This window comes from Candidatus Terasakiella magnetica, assembly GCF_900093605.1.
GTDB classification, from domain to species: domain Bacteria; phylum Pseudomonadota; class Alphaproteobacteria; order Rhodospirillales; family Terasakiellaceae; genus Terasakiella; species Terasakiella magnetica.
The window spans coordinates 86500-102229 of the sequence record NZ_FLYE01000047.1 but is presented as its reverse complement, the minus strand read 5'-3'; the positions used below and the strand labels follow the sequence as shown (position 1 = coordinate 102229).

Below are 15730 nucleotides of genomic sequence, written 5' to 3'. Positions count from 1 at the left end.
AGGCTTATTTTATTTTTAGCTTAGCCTTTGCGAGCGCTTCAGCGAGTGCATTATCGCCTTGCTCGCTCCCCCTTGATGGTTTTTGAGAGCCTTTGTTCCTGTATGGTTGTGACTCTATCCTATTTTTTGTGTGTTGCGAACCAGATTTTTTGACCTTTTTGTCAGTTTTATTAAAATTCTCACTATCTTTGGCTTTCATAGATAGCGAAATACGCTTTCTGTTCAGGTCAACTTCAAGAACGCGGACCTTCACCACATCACCGGGCTTTACGATTTCATGCGGGTCTTTCACAAACTTATCTGCCAAATGCGAGATATGAACCAAACCGTCTTGATGCACCCCCACATCCACAAACGCGCCAAAATTGGTCACATTTGTCACCACACCTTCAAGGCGCATGTCTGGTTTCAAATCAGATGGTTTTTCAATACCTTCTTGGAAAGTGGCCGTTGAAAATTCAGGACGAGGGTCCCGACCGGGTTTTTCAAGCTCCGCAATAATATCCTGAACCGTTGGCAGGCCAAATTTATCATCAATAAAATCAGCCGCGTTTAACTGGCGCAAGCTGGCCTGATCACCAATTAACTCATCAACAGAAACCTTTACCTGATTGATAATTTTTTTAACAACCGGATAGGCCTCTGGGTGAACAGAAGATTGATCAAGCGGGTTATCACCTTGGCGAATGCGCAAGAAGCCTGCGGCCTGTTCAAAGGCTTTTGGGCCAAGCCGCGTAACTTCTTTGAGCTCTTTGCGATTTTTAAAACGGCCCTTTTCTTCGCGATAGCGCACAATATTTTGCGCAAGCCCTTCATTCAGACCAGACACATGGCTGAGCAACGCAACCGAAGCCGTGTTTAAATCGACCCCCACGCCATTTACGCAATCTTCAACCACACCATCAAGCATACGTCCTAATTTAACTTGTGACACATCATGTTGATATTGCCCCACGCCAATTGATTTAGGGTCAATTTTCACCAGTTCAGCCAATGGGTCTTGTAAGCGACGCCCAATGGAAATGGCGCCGCGGATTGACACATCGATATCAGGAAACTCCATCGCGCCATATTCAGAGGCCGAATAAATCGACGCCCCTGCTTCACTGACCACCAGTTTGGTTAATTTCAGCTCTGGATAACGCTTCATTAAATCGCCTGCGAGCTTATCTGTTTCGCGCGAGGCTGTGCCATTGCCGATACTGATCAATTCCACCTTATTTTTGCGACAAAGCTGGGCGAGTAATTCTATAGATTGATCCCACTGGCGCTTGGGCTCGTGCGGATAAATTGTGGCAATATCACAAAGTTTACCTGTTTCATCCACCACAGCGACCTTCACGCCTGTGCGATAGCCCGGGTCAAGTGCAAGGGTGGCACGCGTACCTGCCGGTGCAGCAAGCAACAGATCGCGCAAATTTCTGGAAAAGACCAAAATGGCTTCATCTTCAGCTTCTTCGCGCAAGCGTGTAAGCAGGTCCATTTCAAGATGCAAAGAGATTTTCACTTTCCATGCCCAGCGCGCACAATCAGAAAGCCATTTATCAGCACCACGACCTTGATCACGCAAACCAAACTGGCGGCTCACTTTTAATATACAGTCAGAGGCATCTTCTTCTTGTGAAACAAGGGCAATTTTCAACACCCCCTCATTGCGCCCACGAAAGAGAGCCAAGGCACGGTGAGACGGGATTTTGCAAATGGCTTCTGAATAATCGAAGTAATCTGAAAATTTAGCCCCCTCATTCTCTTTCCCTGCAACCAGCTCGGAAACAATCTTGCCCTCTTCCCAAAGATAGGTACGCAGCTCCTTTAAAAGGCCTGCATCTTCAGAAAAACGTTCCATCAAAATTTGGCGTGCACCATCCAAAACGGCCTTGGTATCGGCAAAACCTTTTTCTTCATCAATGAAAGAGGCCGCTTCACCTTCTGGTGACTTTTCTGGATTTTCAAACAACAGGTCAGTCAAAGGCTCAAGCCCTGCCTCACGGGCTATTTGCGCTTTCGTGCGGCGTTTTTTCTTATAGGGGAGATAAAGGTCTTCCAAGAGAGCCTTGGTATCGGCTTTTTGAATTTCGCCTTTTAACTCACCTGTAAGCTTACCTTGTTCATCAATGGATTTAAGAATGCTGTCTCGTCGCTCATCTAGTTCACGCATGTAACGCAGACGTTCTTCCAAAAGGCGCAGCTGGGTATCATCCAGACCTTGGGTCACTTCTTTTCGATAACGCGCGATAAAGGGAACAGTCGCACCTTCATCCAATAAACCAACAGCAGATTCGACCTGCTTTAAGCTAACAGAAAGCTCAGATGAAAGGCGATTAACGATAGAGAGCATTTATTATTGTCCTTCTCAAAATGGGCGCTCTTTATAGCAAGGACAAAAACAAAAAGGCCACCTAAAAAGGTGACCTTGATACTTTATTTCTTTTATGCCGTTTTAAATATAAATCGCTTCAAAGGAAGGTGACTTGTGAATCCCACATTCGGTTTTCCCCTGACCAGACCAGCGCCCAGCGCGTTGGTCTTCTCCCTCTTTTACCGCACGGGTACAAGGGCCACAGCCAATAGAAGGATAACCTTTGCTCACCAAGGGGTGGCGTGGCAAATCCATTTCCTTAAACATAGCGACCACCGTTTCATAATCATAATTAAACAGCGGATTAATTTTAAAGCGCCCATCATGGTCAAGCTCAATACCTTGAAGACTTGCACGATCGCTATTTTGGAAACGTTTGCGCCCACTGACCCAAGCCTCATACGGCTCAAGCGCTTTTTCAAAAGGCAGAACTTTGCGGATATGACAGCAATAGTCTGTATCACGCTCATGTAGCGTGCCATCACGGTCTGCATTTTCAAGATGCATCGCCTCTGGCCCAACCGTAATGATATTGCTTAGGCCAAGATATTCTTTGATCGTTTCTCTATAGTGAAGCGTTTCTTCAAAAAGCTGCCCTGTATCAATAAACAGGATCGGTGTGGTTTTATCCACCTCAGCAACCAGTTTTAAAAGAACGGCCGCTTCTGCCCCAAAAGAAGAACTAATGGCAATTTTACCTGCGAACTCTTCCTTAAGCATGACTTCAAGCAATCCATGGCCTTCAAGCGCGCCGTATTTCTCAATAAGCGAGGCTAGTTTTTCTTCTTTTTGCAAAGCCGACTGGTTCGGTTTTGCAAAGGAAACAGCACTGGATGTGGCAGTCATACTCTTAAAACCCATTAGATGTTTGTTTCAGGACTATAGGATTTAAGCCTCTTTCTCTATTTTGTCAATTATTTATGTTGATTATATTTATATACATTTATTTATTGTTATTGAAGAAACCTGCCAGATTGTCTAATCAAGCTCTATTCTTTTTATATAGTGAGCAAGAACATGGTTGAGCTGCAAGGACCCGATTTAATTCCACAAAATGAAAAGGTGACCTCACTTGTCGTGCTGTTACATGGCTTTGGTGCCGACGGTCAGGACTTAATCGGTCTTGCGCCTTTCTTTGTCCAGCATTTGCCCAACACAGCCTTTCATGCCCCTGATGGGCCACAGGTTTGTGAAATGTCCCCATTTGGGCGTCAATGGTTCAGCCTTGCGCGGTGCGATAGTGATTTCCTAAGACGCCGTGCAGAAACCCAAGATATTGCATTTGAGGCTATGTATGACGGGGCCTGTGAAGCAGCTGCCCCCATCCAGCATTATGTGGATGGGTTGATGAAGCGCTATGGGCTCAGTGCTGATAAGGTTGCCTTGGTTGGTTTTTCCCAAGGCACTATGATGTCACTTCATCTAGGTTTGCGCCAAGAAAGCCCCTATAGCTGCATCGTTGGTTTTTCAGGTGCCTTGGTTGGCGCTTCAAAGCTTAAGGCTGATAAAAAATGCGACAGTCCCGTCTTGCTCGTTCATGGCGAAGCCGATGAAATGCTCCCCATCCATGCTGTGGAACTGGCACAAAGCGGGTTAAAAGCCTGTGATATTGATGCACAAGTGATAAGACGCCCCGGCCTGCCCCATTCTATTGACGAAGCCGGTGCCATGGCCTGTGCTGAATTTCTCAAACAACACCTTGAAGGGTAGCCATAAAAAAAAGGCACCCTGATTAAGGTGCCTTTTAAAACAGGAAAACTGTTTTGAATTAATCTTCGAACGGGATTAGCGCGTCGAATTTAGCAATCTCAAGCATACGACGGACTTGACCGTCTGCACTGCGGATAGAGATGGTAAAAGACTTACCAACCGTTGCATCACGCAGCAACATCAACATGCCAAGACCTGCTGAATCGATGAACTCAAGACCACTTAGGTCAAAGACACACTTTGAACCGCCATATTCTTTAAGGTCATCTACAATTTTACGAAAGACGACGTTGTCTGAGAAAGTCAAGCGACCCTGAAGGAAAAGCTCTCTAGTGTTGTCATCGCCACGAATACTGTATTCCATGTCTCATCCTCGTTTTACTGAAAACAGTGCGGTCTATATAAATATAGTGCGTTAATTTTTGTTGCTAAAACCACCATAACTGTTTTTTTTCATTCGTCCAACATTTTACACCAAATTAATTCTTTTTTTTTCGCATAAATACAAAAGGATATACGTAGCTTTCCCATACTGTTGGAAAGCTTGTTATTTGTATTCATCCTGAATGGTTGACCGAATTTTTTGTACAGCCGCAGCTGAAACCGCATCCGTATTAAAGGTTGCCGCCAATGCAGCAGAAAGCTGAGGCAATAATTCTAGGTCTTTATGTTTAGGCAATGTCCCGCTATCCCACAGTGATTTGGTCACAGTCACAAGCGTGCCTGCCAAATCCGCAATATGTCCATAATCACTATCTTCTAAGCGCTCCACAATATCACGCCCGACTTTCATCAATTTAATGACCATTTCCATATTTTTCTTGGTCACTTCACCTGCTTCATAAGCAGGAACAATGCGCTCAACCAGATAGCCAACTTGAAAGACATGGCGCTCAATCTTTTGCGCATTCACATCCCAAAGTGCCTTATCAATCTGACTTTGCACCATGCGAGGATCGTAGGTTCCGCTTGCTTTGGCAGCCATGGTATTGGGCACTTCAACGGATGGGATTTGCTGCGTGCCCGGGCGCGCAGCTTTGCGACGATCCGGTCCAACATAATCGGTTGTCACCACAAACGGTTTTCTTTTTTCAATCAGGTAAGTCACCCGGTCAATGACTTTTTGCGCCACAACCGGCTTAATCTGCAAATCATCCAAGCCTGCTTCTGAGGCCATTGTCACAATGCCTTCTGTGGCTTCTTCAATAAAGAGGATGACGGCTGCAAAAGGGTTTTGTCCCAGCTCATTATGGCGCAGTTTCTTGATCGATTCACACACATGACCGCCTTTAAGGTCAATATCACACAAGATCAAATCCGGGTTAACGACGCGAACTTCGGCTTCAAAGGCTTCAATTGAAGGCGCGTCCACAATCCCGCGAAAGCCGTGATGGTGTAAAACCCCTTTCAGGCTTGTGCGCAATTGGCGGTTTGAATCCGCAATCAGGATTTTTATATCTTCAATTTGATAGTTTGCCATAATCAGCTACGCATCACCTTTAGTTCCATGATCTTCAACCATAAAACGTTAAGGCACTTTTGTGAAAGAGGAATTATAAAAAAACCTCTAAAACCATCATTTCTATAACTATTGTGGGCCTGCAAGTGGAGTTGGATGGGTATTCACCCCCAACCAATATTCCTGTACTTGCTTCATAACCTGCACAAATTCGTTAAAATCAACTGGCTTTCGAACGAAACTGTTTGCACCAAGCTTATAGCCATTACGGATATCTTTATCTTCATCAGAAGTGCTCAGGATAACAACTGGAATATGGTTCGTTGTTTCACTGGCGCGCATTTGCTTTAGAACATCCAAGCCGCCAACCTTTGGCAAGTTCAAATCCATTAAAATGAGATTAGGTAAGCGATCAGCTTTACGCTCTCGATACTCACCCTTTGCAAATAAGTAATCTAAGGCCGCCTGCCCGTCTTCGACCACCACGAGATGGTCATCGCTGTTCATGCGTTTAAACGCCAAAACAGCCAGCTCGATATCGTCCGGGCTGTCTTCTATAAGGAGTACGTTTTTCATTGTCTCAGTTCGGTTTATTTTTGCGCCGTTATTATGTATTTATACTTATACATGACTTATCAAATCTAAAACTTCAAGTCTTATCAATGGTGCTTGACTTCTCGGCTCAACACAGCCATGACCATGAAAAGGTTTTATACAAGCAGGTGCAAAATGGACGAAATCTACATCCCCATTTCAGAATTCATACAATCTTTAGAAGAACTCCCTTATGCACAAGAACTTTCTGCTTTAGGCGTTTTTCTCACCTTTCTGATTTTGCGCAGTCTTTTTGCCCGCATCATCATCAGTTTTGCCAAAAAACTGACATTGCGCACGAAAAATACCATTGATTATGATTTGGTCTGCGCCCTTGAAAATCCGGTAAAATTCCTGTTTGTCATCATTGGTGCCTCCTTGGCCTTACAGATTCTCTCCCTGCCTGAAAGCTGGCTGGACATCACCGCACCGACTATTTCGGCCCTTTATACCTATTGTTTATTCTGGGCTTTATTTTGCACGATCCCGCCTATTACAAAAGCGGTCTTCAGCCTTGGTCAAAGAATGGGCAAGGCCGTTAATGAAGATTTACAGCAGTTCTTTATTCGCAGTGTTGAAGTCATTGTCCTTGTCATCGGTGGCGTTGCCATTTTGGAACAATGGAACATTAATGTCTCAGCCTTTCTTGGCGGTCTTGGCCTTGCGGGTATGGCCGTTGCACTGGCCGCAAAAGACACGGTTGCCAACCTGTTTGGTACCTTGACCATTTTCACTGATAAGACTTTTCAAAAAGGCGATTGGATTGAAACCCCGCATGTGGAAGGCACGGTTGAGGTCATCGGCCTGCGCGCCTCAAAAGTGCGCACCTTTGCCAAAGCCCTTGTCAATGTGCCCAATGCCAAGCTTGCCAACAGCCCCATCACCAATTGGTCACGCATGACCAACCGCCGTATTAAAATGACATTAGGGCTTGAATATCGCACCACCGCCCAACAGCTTGAAACAATTGTTGACGCCTTGCGTGACTATATCGCCAATGATGCAAAGGTTGAGGCCAAAGGCCCGGTTGCCCAGATGGTGCATCTCACCCACTTTGGTGCCAGCAGCATCGACATCAATCTCTATTATTTTACCAAAACAACCAATTGGGAAGAATGGCGCCAGATTAGAAGCGATCATATCATCGCCTTTAAACGCATTGTTGAAGAAGCAGAAGCTGGCTTTGCCTTCCCAAGTCAATCGCTCTATCTAGAACAAATGCCTGAAGAAACGGCTTAAGACAGCATTTCAGACATACATTCGCGCAGCTCTTTTGGCATCAAGGGCTTATTAAGCAACACCAGTCCGTGGCGCTCCATAGTGCGGATTAAGTCTGGTGCTGTATCGCCTGAAAGCACAACAGCCGGAATGTTAAGAGCCAATTTTTTGCGCACTTCCATAATGGCATCTAGACCTGTTTCATTTTCGCGCAGTCGATAATCAGCCACAATCACATCGGGGCGTTCTTTACCTGCATCGCAATGGGCAAGGGCCTCACTGACAGAACCTGCCACCAGTGGCACACAGCCCCATGCCTCAAACATATATTCAGTTGCGATCTGAACATCGACTTCATCTTCAACAAAGAGAACGCGACACCCCTCCAATATAGAACCATCGCCTTGGACCGCGGCCTCTTCCTTGCGCGTTTCCACTTCAACAGTGGGCAAGGAGAACCAGAAGCTTGATCCTTTTTCTTCTTGTGAAGACAGGCCGATCTTCGTTCCCAACAAATCTGAGATGCGATCACAAATGGCAAGGCCAAGCCCCAAGCCTTTACGGCGGTCACGCTCAGGATTACCCACTTGGCGGAACTCTTGGAAGATGACTTTCTGGTCCTGTGGGGAAATCCCGATACCTGTATCATGGACATAAAAAGTCAACTGCCCTTGATGACGTTTTGTACCGACAAGAATGCGCCCATCTTTTGGGGTATAGCGAATGGCATTGCCAATAAAGTTGCGCAACAGACGTTCAAACTGTACCGCATCGGTTTGGACATGGCAGGATGTTTTAACGAAAGTCAGCTGCAGGCCTTTTTCTTCTGCAACCGGGACAAATTCCTGTTCCAGCATATCAAAACAATGGCGCACGCTGACAGCTTCCAGATTAACCGGCACCACATTGGCATCTAGCTTGGAAATATCCAAAATCCCGGCAAACAATTCATTCATTGTTTCCAGCGAATTGGTGATCCGATCCAGCACTTTTACGCCAGCAGGATCAACAATATATTGTTCAAGCACACTAAGCAGCAAGCCCATGGCATGCAAAGGCTGGCGCAGGTCGTGGCTGGCTGAGGCCAAGAACTGGGATTTAGCCACACTGGCAAGTTCTGCCTTTTCCTTGGCTTCTTCCAGATGTTGTTGATAGCGTGCTTCTTGGGTCAGGTCATGATAGGTGGATAGAACAGCCGCTTCCCCATCATAGAAAATTTTCGTACAGGAAATGGTGAAATACTGCTGTTCATCCGCATCGCTCACAAAAGCAAATTTATGCTCATTTACCGCCTCGCCTCTGGCAAAGGTGGCGTTAACTTCCTGCTCAATGCCCAACCATTCAAAAATATTTTTACGATCTTGCAGCTTAAAAGCATTATCCGCTGCTTTATTGTAAAAGAGCGGGTTGCCATCAACCAAATGGGTCACCACAATGGGAATGGGTGAAGCGTTAAAGATAAAACGTAAATTTTCTTCACTTGCCTTATAGGCTTCGCGGCGACGCCGATCATCGGTCACATCAATGCCACTACAGGCCAGACCGATAACTTCGCCGCTCTCTGCTTCTTTCATGGGCTCGACAACAAGGTCGAAATATTCCGAATCTTCATCACCGGAAACCGTTGGCATTTCCACACGTTCACCAATGCCCGTTTCCAAAACCCGACGTTTAATCACGCCCATGCGATCTGCCAAATCTTGGCCCAGAATGTCCCAATCGGTCTTGCCAATCACCTCATCCTGCACAAAGCCCATATGACCGTTATAAAGCCATGTGTAGCGCAGCTTAGTATCATGGTGGCACAATGCCATCGGGCTTAAGCGCAACGCATCCAGAAAGCGTTTTTCAGACAGCTTTGCTTTTTCCACTTCCGCTTTAAGCTGGCGAACCTCTTCTTCTAAAGCGGCAATTTTATCTGACTGGTCTGACGGGCTCATAAAATATGTCCATAAGGAAATAATGTTCCCTCTTAATTGGCATATTTTTTCACAACTGACCAGCCTCTTTCGTGTTCTCTTAGCTCTTTGACAACCATACACTTAAAACAGCACCTGCCGGCACGATGGCGAGGGCAAAAATGAAATCAAACATGTCGTCACTCCTTTTTTCATCGCAGAGCTATAGTCTTGCAGACCTTGGCTTGAAAAACAGTGCGCGTGATCACAGCTTATTCATAAATTGACTCACTTTAAAAATGTTCTTATTATGTTCTAATTATGGAGCCTGTTATGAATATTTTCACCCCGCTGTTTAGCAAATTAAAGTTACCCTACTTCCTCTCACGCGTGCCTGCGGGTTTTCCTTCCCCTGCTGAAGACTATGAAGAAAGCCGTCTGGACCTAAACGATTTTATTGAACATCCTGCCGCCACCTTTTTTGTGCGCGCCAGTGGGGAGTCTATGACAGGCGCGGGCATCTTCCCCGGTGACCTTCTTATTGTTGATCGCAGCCTACAGGCCAAACACAACAGTATTGTTATTGCAGTCATCAATGGAGAAATGACCTTAAAGCGCCTTATTCGACGCAATGGGCAATGTTACCTTAAGGCAGATAATCCGGCTTATCCCAATATTGCGCTAAGTGATGATGCGCTCATCTGGGGGGTGGTTAAAAATTCGGTGCGAGACCTTGAATGAGTATTGTCGGGCTGATTGACTGTAATAATTTCTATGCCTCGTGCGAGCGGGTATTTGAACCCAACCTGATTGGCAAGCCCATCGTGGTGCTGTCCAATAATGATGGTTGCGTGATTGCGCGCTCACAAGAGGCAAAGCAAATGGGTATCCCCATGGGAGAGCCTTTTTTCAAGGTTAAATACCTCCAACGCGAAGGATTGGTCGTGCGTTCGTGCAACTTCCCCCTTTATGGGGATATGTCAAACCGCGTCATGACCTGCCTGTCACATTTCATCCCCGATGTGGAAATCTACTCCATTGATGAGGCTTTTCTCAAACTTAAGGGGCTGGAGCATCTGGATTTGCGCGCCTATAGCCTAAACATTCGACAGACCGTGCTGGATTGGACAGGCATCCCCATCAGCATCGGTATTGCACGCACCAAGACCTTATGTAAGATCGCCAATAAAATTGCAAAAAACGAACCCCGTCGCGGCGGGGTGGAAGTTCTTCTGAGCCGCGGCGAGCTCCACTACGGCCTTGCCACCACCCCCATTGGCGATGTCTGGGGCATTGGGCGACGTTGGGCACATAAGTTAAAAGGCGACGGTATCCATTATGCCCTTGATCTTGCCAATGCTCCTGAAAGATGGGTGCGCCAAAAGATGGGGGTTGTGGGTTTGCGCACTGCCCTTGAGCTGCGCGGTACAGCCTGCTTGGCTTTTGAAGAAGAAACACCGGATAAAAAAACCATCTGTGTCAGCCGTTCTTTTGGTGAAATGCTGGAAAGTCGGGAGGATTTGGAAGAAGCCATAAAAACCTTTGCCATGCGCGCAGCAGAGAAACTTCGCCGTGGTAAACTTGTCGCCTGCCAAATCTGTGTTTTTATCCGCACCAATGCCCATCGTGATGAGCTCAAACAATATCGCGCAAGTCAGACCCTTAGCCTTGAGTACCCCAATGATGATTCCCGCCTGATTGTTCAGACCATGCTCAAGGCCTTGCGCCATATCTATCGCAAGGGGTTTCAGTATAAACAGGCAGGTGTATTTCTGCTGGAACTTATCCCCAAAAGCAAAGCCACCCCTTCCCTGTTGGTCCCTGTTGATGAAAAGGCCACGCCGCTGATGCAGGCCCTTGATCATCTGAACAAACGCTTTGGCGAAGGCAGTGTAAATGTTGGGCAATGTAAAAAGACACGCCATTGGTATGCCACCCGCAACTTTTCCTCCCCGCGCTATACCACCTGCTGGCAGGAATTACCCAAAGTACGCTAAAGATTTCAGATAAGAATGAAAACTAATAAAAACATGTCACCATATGGGGATAGCGTGATAGGCTATTTGGCGCATATGGTTTTTTATTTATGAACACGGTGGTGACATGGCTGATCTTCCCCATATTCTTTTCGTTGATGATGAAGAACATATCCTGCGCGCGATTAAGCGGCGCTTGCATTATGGGAATGTGCAATGGAAATTTAGCTTTGCTGACCGCGCCACAAAAGCTGTCGAGATTTTAAATGGTGAAACTCCGGTTGATGTTGTGGTAACCGACCATATGATGCCACGCTTTAACGGCTATGAACTCGTGATGTATATATTGGCTGAACATAAAGAGGTCTCACCCATTATTCTGTCTGGCAATTGCGATAAGCTGCATCGAGAAGAGTTTGACCGCCTAGACGTTCCCTTCTTCGAAAAGCCTCTACCAACAAATGAGCTCATCGATACCATCACCACACTTTTAAATGAAAAAGAAAAAGCATCGGCTTAAAGCCTCTTTTCTCAACATAAAAATCATATGAAAACCAAAAAACCCCGCTTCAGTGAAGCGGGGTTTTGAAATGGTAGGCACTAGTGGGTTCGAACCACTGACCGTTCGATTAAAAGTCGAATGCTCTACCAGCTGAGCTAAGTGCCCTCATCAGAGGTGGTCCGAACTGCCGTGTGGCGTGTTGTCCGTCCCGTTTGGTGAGGCGGAACATAGTGGGGTCGGCCCCATTGGTCAACAAAGAATTTCAAAAAAATGAAAATTATTTAAAAAATGTTTATTTTCAAATAGTTGAAACTTCTTTCTTCCTTGTTTTTTTACACAAAAAAATCCCCCATAAATAATATATGGAAGATTTTTTATCACAAGAGAGTCCTGAATATATCTAAAGTTCACACCATTGCTCAGAATGGCTCAATCAAGAAAGAATCAGTCCTGACTTTCAAAACGCTCAAGAAGATTCTCTTTTACATTAGGGCTCACAAAATCCGTAATATCGCCGCCTAACTTACCAATCTCTTTCACAAAACGCGAAGAGATAAACTGGCATTTATCAGAAGCCATCAAGAAGACCGTTTCAATATCTGGCGATAGGTGGGAGTTCATCCCCGCCATCTGAAATTCATATTCGAAATCAGAAACCGCGCGCAAACCCCGCACGATGGTTTTTGCGCCTTGGTCTGCTGCAAAATTCATCAATAGGCTTTCAAAGGGCTTCACCTCAATGGTTGCGCCTGTGCGCGCCATGATGGCAGGCAATTCATGCTCCACCATCGCGACCCGTTCTTCTAGGGAAAATAATGGCCCTTTGCCGCGGTTGATCGCAACAGCAAGTACTAAATGATCAACGAGATTCGTTGCTCTTTCAATAATGTCGAGGTGGCCGTTGGTGACCGGATCAAAAGTACCCGGATACACACCGATACGCTTATTCGCCATGACACATGAACTCCATCAAAAGCAGTAAGACAGAATGTGCAGAAGCTTAACCCTCTGCACCCTCACTTTCGCCTTCCTGTTGGTCGGCAGATTGGTCTGCCTGTTGTTGATTTTCTTCCTCACCTGAAGGAGACTCTTCGCCCTCTTCAGAAATCTCTTCGCCATCATCGCCCATATCACGGAAACAGCTCACAGAAACAACGCTTTCACCCTCAGCAACACGGAAAAGCGTCACACCTTGTGTCTTGCGCCCTGCAATACGGATCTGGCCCACACCTGTGCGGATCAATTGCCCGCCATCGGTGACCATGATGATCTCGTCTTCTTCTTCAACCGGGAAGGAAGCCGCCACATTACCGTTACGCTCAGACGTTTCGATATTGGCAATCCCCTTACCGCCACGCCCTGTGGTGCGATATTCAAAGGAAGAAGAACGCTTACCATAACCACTTTCCGTTACAGAAAGCAGGAACTCTTCAGAAGCTTCCATCTCAGCGACTTGTTCTTCGCTTAGACCTTCAGCAACCACGTCTTCATCACCACGGCGTTTGGCATTGGCATAACGAAGATAAGCATCGCGCTCATCGGCTGTCCATTTGCCACCGTTAAGGATCGACATAGAAATGACACGGTCTTCATCAGCCAGACGAATACCACGCACACCTGTTGAATTACGCCCGGCAAAGACACGGACATCTTCAACAGAGAAACGAATACATTGACCGTTATGAGTAGTTAAGAAGACATGATCATCCGGCGTACAAATCGACACAGCCACCATAGAATCACCATCATCAAGCTTCATGGCGATCTTACCGTTTGCCTTCACGTTGGTGAAATCAGACAACAGGTTACGACGCACCCCACCTGAGGCGGTGGAGAACATGATGTGCATATCCTTAGCTTCAGACTCGTCTTCCGGCAATTCCATCACGGTTGAGATATTCTCACCTTCATCCAATGGCAACAGATTGACCATTGCCTTACCTTTGGATTGCGGTGTCCCAAGCGGCAGGCGGTAGACTTTCATCTTATAAACCATACCGTTGGAAGAGAAGAACAACAGTGGTGTATGAGTATTGGCAACAAAGACATTTTCAACAATATCTTCGTCTTTGGTACTCATGCCCGAGCGACCTTTACCACCGCGACGTTGTGCACGGTAGGTATCAAGCGGCACACGTTTGATGTAGCCAGAGCTTGTGACCGTCACGACCATATCTTCGCGTTGGATCAAATCTTCAATATCATGTTCAAATTCAGCTTCTTGAATTTCAGAACGGCGCGGTGTGGCAAACTGGGTGCGCATATCAACAAGTTCGTTGCGCATCAAGGTCATCAGTTTTTCACGTGAACGCAGGATGGAGAGATATTCTTCAATCTCTACACCCAATTCACGCAGATCACCGGCGATTTTTTCACGCTCAAGCCCTGTTAAGCGGTGCAGACGCAGCTCAAGAATCGATTTGGCTTGAGTTTCTGAAAGCTGATACATGCCTTCAACAACCTGACGGTCCGGCTCATCGAGCAATTCAATAAGCGGTTCAACCTGACCAGCGCGCCATTTACGTTCCATCAACTGGCTACGCGCCGTTTGTGGATCAGGTGCTGCACGGATCAATTCGATCACTTCATCAATATTTTCAACCGCAACCGCAAGACCAGCCAACACATGGGCTTTGTCGCGCGCTTTACCAAGTTCAAAGATTGTGCGCCGTGTAATCACTTCTTCACGGAATTCAATGAAGGCCTGAAGGATTTGCTTCAGGTTCATCAATTCTGGACGGCCTTTGTTGAGCGCCAGCATATTCACACCAAAGCTTGTTTGCAGCGGTGTAAATTTGAAAAGCTGGTTCAAAACGATTTCAGGCTGGTGGCCCTTTTTGATTTCCACAACAACGCGAACACCTTGACGATCAGATTCGTCACGCAGATCGCCAATGCCTTCAATCTTTTTGTCACGCACCAGACCGGCCATATTTTCAATCATACGGGCCTTATTCACCTGATAAGGGATTTCCGTAATAATGATCGCCATGCGGTCTTTGCGGATTTCTTCAATATTTGTGCGCCCACGCATCACAACAGAGCCACGCCCGGTGTGGAAGGCGGAGCGCAAACCAGTTTGACCAAGGATAATCCCACCTGTTGGGAAATCTGGTCCAAACACATAATCATTGATCAGATCATCAACGCTCAGGTTAGAATCATCAATCAGGGCACAACAGGCATCGATCAATTCCCCAAGGTTATGGGGCGGGATATTGGTTGCCATACCCACCGCAATACCACCAGCACCATTAACCAACAGGTTTGGATATTGTGCAGGCAGAACCGATGGTTCCAGCGTGGTATCATCGTAGTTTGCTTTAAAATCAACTGTTTCTTTGTCGATATCAGCAATCAGGTTATGGGCTGATTTATCCATACGTGCTTCGGTATAACGCATGGCTGCAGGTGGATCACCATCCATGGAACCAAAGTTCCCCTGCCCGTCAATCAACGGCAAACGCATGGAGAAATTTTGCGCCATACGAACCATGGCATCATAAATCGCGCTATCGCCGTGCGGGTGATATTTACCCATCACATCCCCGACGATACGGGCTGACTTACGGTACGGTTTATTATAATCGTACCCGCTTTCCTTCATCGCATAGAGAATACGACGGTGAACAGGTTTTAACCCGTCACGTACATCTGGCAGCGCCCGTGAGACGATTACACTCATGGCGTAATCTAGGTAGCTGCTGCGCATTTCATCTTCAATGGAAACCGGGGCAATATCCATGCCCGAAGGTGTCTGTTCGTTGTCGCTCGTCAACTGAGTAACCCAATCTGTTATTACTTCTTAAAAAGTCGTGTTTTTTAGTCCTCTTTTCAAAAGGATAAGACACTTCTTTTTATTTGGTAAAAAGGTATAGCAATTTTCAAATTCAACAACAACAAAACTATGACGATTTTAACAATAAAAACGTTCCTTTTTCATCTTGCGGCCTTTGCCTGATCAAACAGATGCGATAGAGTATCGAAATCAGATCAATATAAATGAAATGACAA

At 46.2% G+C, this 15730-nt stretch carries 13 protein-coding genes and 1 tRNA gene; 5 read left to right on the top strand and 9 right to left on the bottom strand.

Going from position 1 to position 15730, the window contains the following annotated elements:
- Positions 1 to 4 precede the first annotated feature (4 nt).
- Together MTBPR1_RS16030 and MTBPR1_RS16025 are read right to left on the bottom strand one after the other, a co-directional pair.
- Positions 5 to 2338: a Tex family protein gene (locus MTBPR1_RS16030; RefSeq protein ID WP_069190047.1), complete on the bottom strand. Its 2334-nt coding sequence runs from the start codon at positions 2336 to 2338 to the stop codon at positions 5 to 7.
- A 102-nt stretch (positions 2339 to 2440) separates the two neighbouring features.
- Positions 2441 to 3205 (bottom strand): phosphoadenylyl-sulfate reductase, encoded by a 765-nt coding sequence (locus tag MTBPR1_RS16025; RefSeq protein WP_069190046.1) that lies wholly within the window; start codon positions 3203 to 3205, stop codon positions 2441 to 2443.
- Between the two features lie 171 nt (positions 3206 to 3376).
- Here MTBPR1_RS16025 and MTBPR1_RS16020 point away from each other — a divergent pair, with 171 nt between their 5' ends.
- Positions 3377 to 4069, top strand: a complete 693-nt coding sequence (locus MTBPR1_RS16020) for an alpha/beta hydrolase (RefSeq protein WP_083223159.1) — start codon at positions 3377 to 3379, stop codon at positions 4067 to 4069.
- A 58-nt stretch (positions 4070 to 4127) separates the two neighbouring features.
- Here the strand turns inward: MTBPR1_RS16020 and MTBPR1_RS16015 are convergent, their stop codons facing one another.
- The 3 genes from MTBPR1_RS16015 to MTBPR1_RS16005 all read right to left on the bottom strand — a co-directional run bounded on the left by MTBPR1_RS16015 (position 4128) and on the right by MTBPR1_RS16005 (position 6104).
- Positions 4128 to 4433 (bottom strand): STAS domain-containing protein, encoded by a 306-nt coding sequence (locus tag MTBPR1_RS16015; RefSeq protein WP_069190044.1) that lies wholly within the window; start codon positions 4431 to 4433, stop codon positions 4128 to 4130.
- Between the two features lie 183 nt (positions 4434 to 4616).
- Positions 4617 to 5549 (bottom strand): response regulator, encoded by a 933-nt coding sequence (locus MTBPR1_RS16010; protein WP_069190043.1) that lies wholly within the window; start codon positions 5547 to 5549, stop codon positions 4617 to 4619.
- Between the two features lie 108 nt (positions 5550 to 5657).
- Positions 5658 to 6104 carry a response regulator gene (locus MTBPR1_RS16005; protein WP_069190042.1) on the bottom strand — a complete coding sequence of 149 codons (447 nt, stop codon included), beginning with the start codon at positions 6102 to 6104 and terminating at the stop codon, positions 5658 to 5660.
- A gap of 153 nt (positions 6105 to 6257) precedes the next feature.
- On the opposite strand from MTBPR1_RS16005, the gene MTBPR1_RS16000 reads away from it, so the two are divergent.
- Positions 6258 to 7361, top strand: coding sequence for a mechanosensitive ion channel family protein (locus tag MTBPR1_RS16000; RefSeq protein WP_069190041.1), 1104 nt, complete (start codon positions 6258 to 6260; stop codon positions 7359 to 7361).
- On the opposite strand, the gene MTBPR1_RS15995 is transcribed toward MTBPR1_RS16000, so the two are convergent.
- Positions 7358 to 9280 (bottom strand): PAS domain-containing hybrid sensor histidine kinase/response regulator, encoded by a 1923-nt coding sequence (locus MTBPR1_RS15995; protein WP_069190040.1) that lies wholly within the window; start codon positions 9278 to 9280, stop codon positions 7358 to 7360. The genes MTBPR1_RS16000 and MTBPR1_RS15995 overlap by 4 nt on opposite strands.
- 291 nt (positions 9281 to 9571) lie before the next feature.
- Here MTBPR1_RS15995 and MTBPR1_RS15990 point away from each other — a divergent pair, with 291 nt between their 5' ends.
- From MTBPR1_RS15990 to MTBPR1_RS15980, 3 genes are all read left to right on the top strand, one after another.
- Complete coding sequence (locus tag MTBPR1_RS15990) at positions 9572 to 9979, top strand: LexA family protein (RefSeq protein WP_069190039.1); 408 nt, start codon at positions 9572 to 9574, stop codon at positions 9977 to 9979.
- Positions 9976 to 11235, top strand: a complete 1260-nt coding sequence (locus MTBPR1_RS15985; RefSeq protein ID WP_069190038.1) for a Y-family DNA polymerase — start codon at positions 9976 to 9978, stop codon at positions 11233 to 11235. Before MTBPR1_RS15990 ends, MTBPR1_RS15985 begins: the two co-directional genes overlap by 4 nt.
- 106 nt (positions 11236 to 11341) lie before the next feature.
- Positions 11342 to 11734: a response regulator gene (locus MTBPR1_RS15980; RefSeq protein ID WP_069190037.1), complete on the top strand. Its 393-nt coding sequence runs from the start codon at positions 11342 to 11344 to the stop codon at positions 11732 to 11734.
- Positions 11735 to 11805: 71 nt separating this feature from the next.
- Here MTBPR1_RS15980 and MTBPR1_RS15975 read toward each other — a convergent pair.
- The 3 genes from MTBPR1_RS15975 to gyrA form a co-directional block, all read right to left on the bottom strand.
- Positions 11806 to 11881 (bottom strand) — tRNA-Lys (locus tag MTBPR1_RS15975).
- Positions 11882 to 12160: 279 nt separating this feature from the next.
- The gene (gene coaD, locus MTBPR1_RS15970) at positions 12161 to 12670 is read right to left on the bottom strand and encodes a pantetheine-phosphate adenylyltransferase (RefSeq protein ID WP_069190036.1); all 510 of its coding nucleotides are present in this window, start codon (positions 12668 to 12670) and stop codon (positions 12161 to 12163) included.
- A gap of 46 nt (positions 12671 to 12716) precedes the next feature.
- On the bottom strand, positions 12717 to 15461 hold the full coding sequence (gene gyrA, locus MTBPR1_RS15965) for a DNA gyrase subunit A (RefSeq protein WP_069190035.1): 2745 nt from the start codon (positions 15459 to 15461) through the stop codon (positions 12717 to 12719).
- Between the last annotated feature and the right edge of the window lie 269 nt (positions 15462 to 15730).

Coding starts and splice junctions, on each gene's coding strand:
- MTBPR1_RS16020 (WP_083223159.1), top strand. CDS start 3,377: ATGGTTGAGCTGCAAGGACCCGATTTAATTCCACAAAATGAAAAGGTG.
- MTBPR1_RS16010 (WP_069190043.1), bottom strand. CDS start 5,549: ATGGCAAACTATCAAATTGAAGATATAAAAATCCTGATTGCGGATTCA.
- MTBPR1_RS16000 (WP_069190041.1), top strand. CDS start 6,258: ATGGACGAAATCTACATCCCCATTTCAGAATTCATACAATCTTTAGAA.
- gyrA (WP_069190035.1), bottom strand. CDS start 15,461: ATGGATATTGCCCCGGTTTCCATTGAAGATGAAATGCGCAGCAGCTAC.
- MTBPR1_RS15985 (WP_069190038.1), top strand. CDS start 9,976: ATGAGTATTGTCGGGCTGATTGACTGTAATAATTTCTATGCCTCGTGC.
- MTBPR1_RS15995 (WP_069190040.1), bottom strand. CDS start 9,280: ATGAGCCCGTCAGACCAGTCAGATAAAATTGCCGCTTTAGAAGAAGAG.
- MTBPR1_RS16005 (WP_069190042.1), bottom strand. CDS start 6,104: ATGAAAAACGTACTCCTTATAGAAGACAGCCCGGACGATATCGAGCTG.
- MTBPR1_RS16025 (WP_069190046.1), bottom strand. CDS start 3,205: ATGACTGCCACATCCAGTGCTGTTTCCTTTGCAAAACCGAACCAGTCG.
- MTBPR1_RS16030 (WP_069190047.1), bottom strand. CDS start 2,338: ATGCTCTCTATCGTTAATCGCCTTTCATCTGAGCTTTCTGTTAGCTTA.
- MTBPR1_RS16015 (WP_069190044.1), bottom strand. CDS start 4,433: ATGGAATACAGTATTCGTGGCGATGACAACACTAGAGAGCTTTTCCTT.
- MTBPR1_RS15980 (WP_069190037.1), top strand. CDS start 11,342: ATGGCTGATCTTCCCCATATTCTTTTCGTTGATGATGAAGAACATATC.
- coaD (WP_069190036.1), bottom strand. CDS start 12,670: ATGGCGAATAAGCGTATCGGTGTGTATCCGGGTACTTTTGATCCGGTC.
- MTBPR1_RS15990 (WP_069190039.1), top strand. CDS start 9,572: ATGAATATTTTCACCCCGCTGTTTAGCAAATTAAAGTTACCCTACTTC.